Below are 6,957 nucleotides of genomic sequence, written 5' to 3'. Positions count from 1 at the left end.
ACCCCACCCCATCCACAGCCGAAGGGCATCCCGTGAGCGCCAACCGCCCGGCAGCCGTCGTCTTTCTCGCAGCGGGTGAGGGCACCCGTATGAAGTCGGCCACACCCAAGGTCCTGCACGAGCTCTGCGGCCGCAGTCTCGTGGGACACGTGCTCGCCGCCGCGGGCGAGCTGCACCCCGAGCACCTGGTCGTCGTGGTCGGCCACGCCCGTGAGAAGGTCATCGCCCACCTCGGCGAGATCGCCCCGGACGTCCGCACGGCGGTACAGGCGGAGCAGAACGGCACGGGGCACGCCGTACGGATGGGGCTGGAAGCGCTCGGCGGGTCCGTCGACGGGACGGTTGTCGTCGTGTGCGGGGACACTCCCCTGCTGACCGGCGAGACGCTGCGGGCCCTCGCCGCCACCCACACGGAAGACGGCAACGCGGTCACCGTTCTGACCGCCGAGGTGCCGGACGCGACGGGATACGGGCGGATCGTCCGTGACGACGCCACCGGAGCCGTCACCGCCATCGTGGAGCACAAGGACGCCACCGACGCCCAGCGGTCGATCCGGGAGATCAACTCGGGGGTGTTCGCGTTCGACGGGCAGTTGCTCGCCGACGCGCTGAAGAAGGTGCGGACCGACAACAGTCAGGGCGAGGAGTACCTGACCGACGTGCTCGGGATCCTGCGTGAGGCCGGGCATCGGGTCGGGGCGTCCGTGGCGGGCGACCACCGCGAGATCGCCGGCATCAACAACCGTGTGCAGCTCTCGGAGGCCCGTCGCATTCTCAACGACCGGCTGCTCACCGAGGCGATGCTGTCCGGTGTCACGGTCATCGATCCGGCGACCACCTGGGTCGACGTCACCGTCACGTTCGAGCAGGACGCGGTCGTGCACCCGGGCACGCAGTTGCACGGGTCGACGCACCTGGGTGAGGGCGCGGAGGTCGGGCCCAACTGCCGGCTGACCGACACCCGGGTCGGTGCCGGCGCGCGGGTCGACAACACCGTGGCCGTGGGCGCGGAGGTGGGCCCCCAGGCGGCCGTCGGGCCGTTCGCGTATCTGCGTCCGGGGACGCGGCTGGGTGCGAAGGGCAAGATCGGGACGTACGTCGAGACGAAGAACGCGTCCATCGGTGAGGGGACGAAGGTGCCTCATCTCTCCTATGTCGGTGACGCGACGATCGGTGAGCACACGAACATCGGTGCCGCGAGCGTGTTCGTGAACTACGACGGTCAGGAGAAGCACCACACGACCATCGGCTCTCATTGCCGTACGGGCTCGGACAACATGTTTGTGGCGCCTGTCACGGTCGGGGACGGCGCGTACACCGCTGCCGGGTCCGTGATCACGAAGGATGTGCCGCCCGGTTCGCTGGCCGTGGCCCGTGGTCAGCAGCGGAATATCGAGGGTTGGGTGGCTCGGAAGCGTCCGGGGAGCGCGGCCGCGAAGGCGGCGGAGGCGGCTTCCCGGGGGTCGGCCGAGGAGGGCTGACCGGAAACCGGCGCGTCAAACACGGCGTACGGTGATAAGTGCACACCCGCACCACCCCCACCAGCTGAGACGGCCTCTCGCGAGCCGGCTGAGAGGTCTCTCGTTTCACCCAGCTGCGACACCTCTGAGGAGACAGTGCTGTGACCGGGATCAAGACGACCGGCGAGAAGAAGTTGATGTTCTTCTCCGGCCGCGCCCACCCCGAGCTTGCCGAGGAGGTCGCCCAGCAGTTGGGTGTCGGGGTTGTCCCGACGAAGGCCTTCGACTTCGCGAACGGGGAGATCTATGTGCGGTATCAGGAGTCGGCGCGTGGTGCCGACTGCTTCCTGATCCAGAGCCACACGGCTCCGATCAACAAGTGGATCATGGAGCAGTTGATCATGATCGACGCGCTGAAGCGTGCGTCGGCCCGCTCCATCACCGTCATCGTGCCGTTCTACGGTTACGCGCGGCAGGACAAGAAGCACCGGGGACGTGAACCGATTTCGGCGCGTCTGATCGCGGACATGATGAAAACCGCGGGTGCGGACCGGCTGCTGACCGTGGATCTGCACACGGACCAGATCCAGGGCTTCTTCGACGGTCCGGTGGATCATCTGTTCGCGCTGCCGCTGCTGGCGGACTACGTGGGCCGGAAGGTGGACCGGAACAAGCTGACGGTCGTGTCTCCGGACGCGGGCCGGGTGCGGGTCGCCGACCGTTGGTGTGACCGTTTGGGTGCGCCGCTGGCGATCGTGCACAAGCGCCGGGACAAGGATGTCGCGAACCAGGTCACCGTCCACGAGGTCGTGGGTGAGGTGAAGGGGCGCGTGTGTGTCTTGGTGGACGACATGATCGACACGGGCGGGACGATCTGTGCCGCGGCGGACGCGCTGTTCGCGCATGGCGCGGAGGACGTGATCGTGACGGCGACGCACGGTGTGCTGTCGGGTCCGGCGGCGGACCGGTTGAAGAACTCGCGGGTGAGTGAGTTCGTGTTCACGAACACGCTGCCGACGCCGGGTGAGCTGGGCGGGGACCTGGACAAGATCTCGGTGCTGTCGATCGCGCCGACGATCGCGAACGCGGTGCGTGAGGTGTTTGAGGACGGTTCGGTGACGAGCCTGTTCGACGACCAGTAAGAGTCCCTGGTCGGGTTTGTGTAGATCGTTTTGGGTGCGGCCTCCCTTGCCGAGTAGACTGCTGAAGTTGCTCGGCGAGGGAGGCCGTACCGCTTCTTCAGGAAGCTTGTACGGCGGTCCGTTATCGACGCGCTCTTCGTAGCAGGCCGTTCGTGGCCGGGTGACCACGTCCGTTTCTGACTTCGAGGAGTGAGTATGTCCGAGGTGAAGATCTCCGCCGCGATGCGCACCGAGTTCGGCAAGGGTGCCGCGCGCCGTATCCGTCGTGAAGCCAAGGTTCCGGGTGTCCTGTACGGGCACGGTTCGGACCCGCTGCACCTGACCCTGCCGGGTCACGACCTGCTGATGGCGCTGCGTACGCCGAACGTGCTGATCGCGCTGGACATCGACGGCAAGCAGAACGAGCTGGCGATTCCGAAGGCCGTGCAGCGTGACCCGCTGAAGGGTTTCCTGGAGCACGTGGACCTGCAGCTGGTGAAGCGTGGCGAGCAGGTCAACGTCGAGGTCTACGTGCACACCGAGGGTGAGCTGGCCCCGGGTGGCAACCTGCTGGAGCACGTGCTGAACGCGCTGCCGGTGGTGGCCGAGGCGACGCACATCCCGGAGTCGGTGACCGTCTCCGTCGAGGGTCTGACGGCCGGTGACTCCATCCTCGCGAAGGACATCCCGCTGCCGAAGGGCACGACGCTGGACGTCGAGGAGGACACCGTCGTCCTGCAGGTCCTGGCCGCGCAGGCCGAGGAGCCCTCCGAGGGCGAGGAAGAGGGCTCAGAGGCCGCCGAGGCCTGATCCCTCGTCGTCGTTTCGTCGGCCGCTGTTCCCGTGCGGAGCAGCGGCCGACGCGTATGAAGGAGACATGGACGTGACGACCGATGCCGCCGTGCCCTGGCTGATCGTGGGGCTGGGCAATCCGGGGCCGGAGTATGCGGGTAACCGGCACAACGTGGGCTTCATGGTGGCCGATCTGCTGGCGGAGCGGATCGGGGGGAGGTTCAAGCGGGCCGGGAAGGCGCAGGCGCAGGTCGTCGAGGGCCGGATCGGGCCGCCGGGGCCGTTGAGCCGGCGGGTGGTTCTGGCGAAGCCGATGTCGTACATGAATCTGTCGGGCGGGCCGGTGAACGCGCTGCGGGAGTTCTACAAGGTGCCGGTGGCCCATGTGGTGGCGATTCATGATGAGTTGGACATCGATTACGGGGTGCTGCGGTTGAAGCTGGGTGGCGGGGACAACGGGCACAACGGGCTGAAGTCGATGACGAAGGCGTTCGGGGCGGACTATCACCGGGTGCGGTTCGGGATCGGGCGGCCGCCGGGGCGGATGCCGGTGGCGGATTTCGTGCTGAGGGATTTCTCGTCGGCGGAGCGCAAGGAGCTGGATTACTTCGTGGACCGGGCGGCGGACGCGGTGGAGTGTCTGGTGATCGAGGGGCTGGAGCGGGCGCAGGGTACGTACAACTCCTGACTTGTCACCCTCGGAGTTGACCGGCCGTGCGGGTATGGCCAATGATCCCGGCCATGCCTGCTTCTGCTGCCGTCACTCGCGAGAGCGCTCATGCCGTGCTGCGGTTCGGGCGGTTCGCGGCGATGGGTGCGGTCGCGGTGCTGATCCTGATCGCGGGTGTGTGGGCGTCGTGGGGTACGGCGCAGCACGTGATGCTGACGAAGGGCCGGGAGCGCGGCACGGTCGATGTGACGCGGTGCGGGCAGGACACGTGCACGGGCCGGTACTCGCCGTTGTCGGCGGGTTCGCAGCCCCGGTCGAAGGTGGTCCTGGAGAAGTCGGTCGCGGTGGAGAAGGGCCGGACCTACACAGTGGTCGTGAAGCCCGGCAGCGATGACGCGGTGCGCTCGGGCCCGGCCGGGGTGTTGTACGCGTGGATTCCGCTGGGTGGTGCGCTGTTGCTGGCGTCGGTCGTGGTGGCGGGTGGTCTGCTGCGTACGCGGGCGGCGTGGGTGATGGCGTTGTCGGGGGTGGCGTTGCTGACGGCCGCTTTCGTGACTGCCTGAGTGACCGCCTGAGTGACCGCCTGAGTGACTGCCTGAGTGACTGCCTGAGTGACTGTCTGAGGGGTTCCGGCGTTCTCCAGTTCTGTGGGGGGGCCGAGCGTTGTCGGTTCGTGATTGACGGGCGGTCGGGCGTGGCTGGATGCTGAGCCGCCCCCTCCACATCTTCCCGGTCACTTCTCGAAGATGGATGACTTCTCGATGCGAACTCTTTCGCGCGCCGGCGCTGTCGCCGCCGCCGCTTGTGCGGTTCTCCTGCTCGCTCCGGCTGCCCAGGCCAGCCCTCCCGGTGACAACGGCACGGTCAAGATCCACGATGCTTCGACGGGCGAGGAGCTGCGCCGCAACGAGCCGCACGTGTGCACGTTCTACCTGGACGCTTTCGGTTTTGACGGTGGTCAGGAGGTCGACTGGCGCATCGACGCGATCCCCCCGAGTGAGAACAGGGGGGAGACGGTGAAGTCCGGTGCGCTGACGCTGGACGCGGAGGGGCACGGCCGCACGGAGGAGCTGTCACTGCCGGACGGGCACTACAAGCTGTTCTGGAACTTCGACGGCGAGAAGGGTGCCGCCAAGCACAAGGTGTTCTGGACTGACTGCGAGGACGGGCAGGAGCCCGGCGGTTCGACGCCGACGTCCCCGGCTTCGCCGTCGCCCTCGTCCGGGGTGTCCGAGGCGCCGTCGGCGTCGCCGGGATCGTCGGCGTCGCCGGGATCGCCGGCCGGTGGGGGTGTGTCCGCGTCCTCGTCGCCGTCGCCGCAGGGTGGTGCCGGCGGTGATCTCGCCGAGACGGGCAGCGGGGCCCCGGTGGGTCTGCTGTCCGGTGTGGCGGCGGTGCTGGTCGCGGGCGGTGGGTTCCTGGTGTTCCGTCGCCGCAGGCTCAGCCGCGGCTGAGGTGGGACACGACCGTGCCCCCGGGCCTGTACGGGCTCGGGGGCACGGTCGTGTCCGGGGACGGGAGCGGTTCAGCCGGTGTTGCGCAGGCCCGCTGCCACGCCGTTGACGGTGAGGAGCAGGGCGCGGGCGAGGAGCGGGTCGGGCTGTTCGCCGGCGGCGGCCGCGTCGCGCTGCCGCTTGAGCAGGGCGACCTGGAGGTAGGAGATGGGGTCGAGGTAGGCGTCGCGGATGGCGAAGGTCTGCTTCAGGACGGGTTCGGCGTCGAGGAGTTCCTGTTCGCCGGTGACGCGGAGTACCTCGGTGACGGTCAGGTCGTGTTCGGCCTTGATGGTGTCGAAGACGTGCTTGAGCTCGTCGGGGACGAGGGTGTCGACGTAGTGCTGGGCGATCCGCAGGTCGGTCTTGGCCAGGGTCATCTCGACGTTGGAGATGAAGTTGCGGAAGAAGTGCCACTGTCCGTACATCTCGTCGAGCACGGTGTCCAGACCGGCCTCGCGCAGGGCCTTCAGACCGGAGCCGACGCCGAACCAGCCGGGCACGATCTGCCGGGACTGGGTCCAGCCGAACACCCAGGGGATGGCGCGCAGGCCGTCGAGCGAGACGCCGGAGCCGGGGCGGCGGGAGGGCCGGGAGCCCAGGTGCAGGTCGGCGAGCTGGTCCACCGGCGTCGACGCGAGGAAGTACGTCGGCAGGTCGGGGTCCTCGACGAGGCGGCGGTAGGCGGCGTGGGCGGCGTCGGAGACGACGTCCATCGCGGCGTCCCAGCGGGCGAGGGCCTCGGTGGACTGGCGGGGTGCGGTGTGCAGGGCGGAGGCCTGGAGGGTGGCCGCGACGGTGAGTTCGAGGTTCTCCCGGGCCAGGGACGGGATGAGGTACTTGTCGGAGATGACCTCGCCCTGTTCGGTCACCTTGATCTCGCCCTCCAGGGTGCCCCAGGGCTGGGCGAGGATGGCGTCGTGGGTGGGGCCGCCGCCGCGGCCGACGGTGCCGCCGCGGCCGTGGAAGAGGCGCAGGCGGACGCCGTAGCGGTGGGCGACGTCGCGCAGGCGGCGCTGGGCGCGGTGGATCTCCCACTGGCTGGTGGTGATGCCGCCGAACTTGGAGGAGTCGGAGTAGCCGAGCATGACCTCCTGGACGTCGCCCCTGAGCGCGACGAGGCGCCGGTAGGACGGGTCGGAGAGCATGTCCTCCAGGATGGTGTCGGCGGCCTTGAGCTCGTCGGTGGTCTCCAGCAGCGGCACGATGCCGATCTTGGCCCAGCCGGCGTGCAGGTCGATGAGGCCGGCTTCGCGGGCGAGGACGGCGGCGGCGAAGACGTCGTCGGCGCCCTGGCACATGGAGATGATGTACGACTCGATGACCTCGGGTCCGAAGACCTCCAGGGCCTTCTTCACGGTCTGGAAGACGCCGAGGGTCTTCTCGCCGGGGGCGTCCACGGGTGCCGGGGTGGGGGCGAG

At 68.7% G+C, this 6,957-nt stretch carries 7 protein-coding genes; 6 read left to right on the top strand and 1 reads right to left on the bottom strand.

Features of this window, described 5'->3' with window-relative positions; genetic code table 11:
* Window positions 1–32 precede the first annotated feature (32 nt).
* The 6 genes from glmU (at window position 33) to CA983_RS38485 (ending at window position 5,497) form a co-directional block, all read left to right on the top strand.
* Entirely contained in the window at window positions 33–1,481 is a 1,449-nt protein-coding gene (gene glmU, locus CA983_RS38510; RefSeq protein ID WP_086605358.1) for a bifunctional UDP-N-acetylglucosamine diphosphorylase/glucosamine-1-phosphate N-acetyltransferase GlmU, read from the top strand.
* Window positions 1,482–1,621: 140 nt separating this feature from the next.
* Entirely contained in the window at window positions 1,622–2,602 is a 981-nt protein-coding gene (locus CA983_RS38505; RefSeq protein WP_086605357.1) for a ribose-phosphate diphosphokinase, read from the top strand.
* Window positions 2,603–2,797: 195 nt separating this feature from the next.
* Window positions 2,798–3,391 carry a 50S ribosomal protein L25/general stress protein Ctc gene (locus tag CA983_RS38500; RefSeq protein WP_086605356.1) on the top strand — a complete coding sequence of 198 codons (594 nt, stop codon included), beginning with the start codon at window positions 2,798–2,800 and terminating at the stop codon, window positions 3,389–3,391.
* A 67-nt stretch (window positions 3,392–3,458) separates the two neighbouring features.
* The gene (gene pth, locus CA983_RS38495) at window positions 3,459–4,061 is read left to right on the top strand and encodes an aminoacyl-tRNA hydrolase (protein ID WP_086605355.1); all 603 of its coding nucleotides are present in this window, start codon (window positions 3,459–3,461) and stop codon (window positions 4,059–4,061) included.
* A gap of 41 nt (window positions 4,062–4,102) precedes the next feature.
* A complete protein-coding gene (locus CA983_RS38490) occupies window positions 4,103–4,606 on the top strand; it encodes a hypothetical protein (protein ID WP_086605354.1) in 504 nt (167 codons plus the stop codon).
* 198 nt (window positions 4,607–4,804) lie between these two features.
* Window positions 4,805–5,497 (top strand): LPXTG cell wall anchor domain-containing protein, encoded by a 693-nt coding sequence (locus CA983_RS38485; RefSeq protein ID WP_086605353.1) that lies wholly within the window; start codon window positions 4,805–4,807, stop codon window positions 5,495–5,497.
* Window positions 5,498–5,568: 71 nt separating this feature from the next.
* On the opposite strand, the gene CA983_RS38480 is transcribed toward CA983_RS38485, so the two are convergent.
* The coding region (locus tag CA983_RS38480; RefSeq protein ID WP_143645690.1) for a phosphoenolpyruvate carboxylase at window positions 5,569–6,957 on the bottom strand (1,389 nt) is incomplete at its 5' end.

The organism is Streptomyces swartbergensis, from assembly GCF_002148965.1.
Lineage (GTDB): Bacteria > Actinomycetota > Actinomycetes > Streptomycetales > Streptomycetaceae > Streptomyces > Streptomyces swartbergensis.
This window is presented reverse-complemented; position numbering and strand designations above follow the sequence as displayed.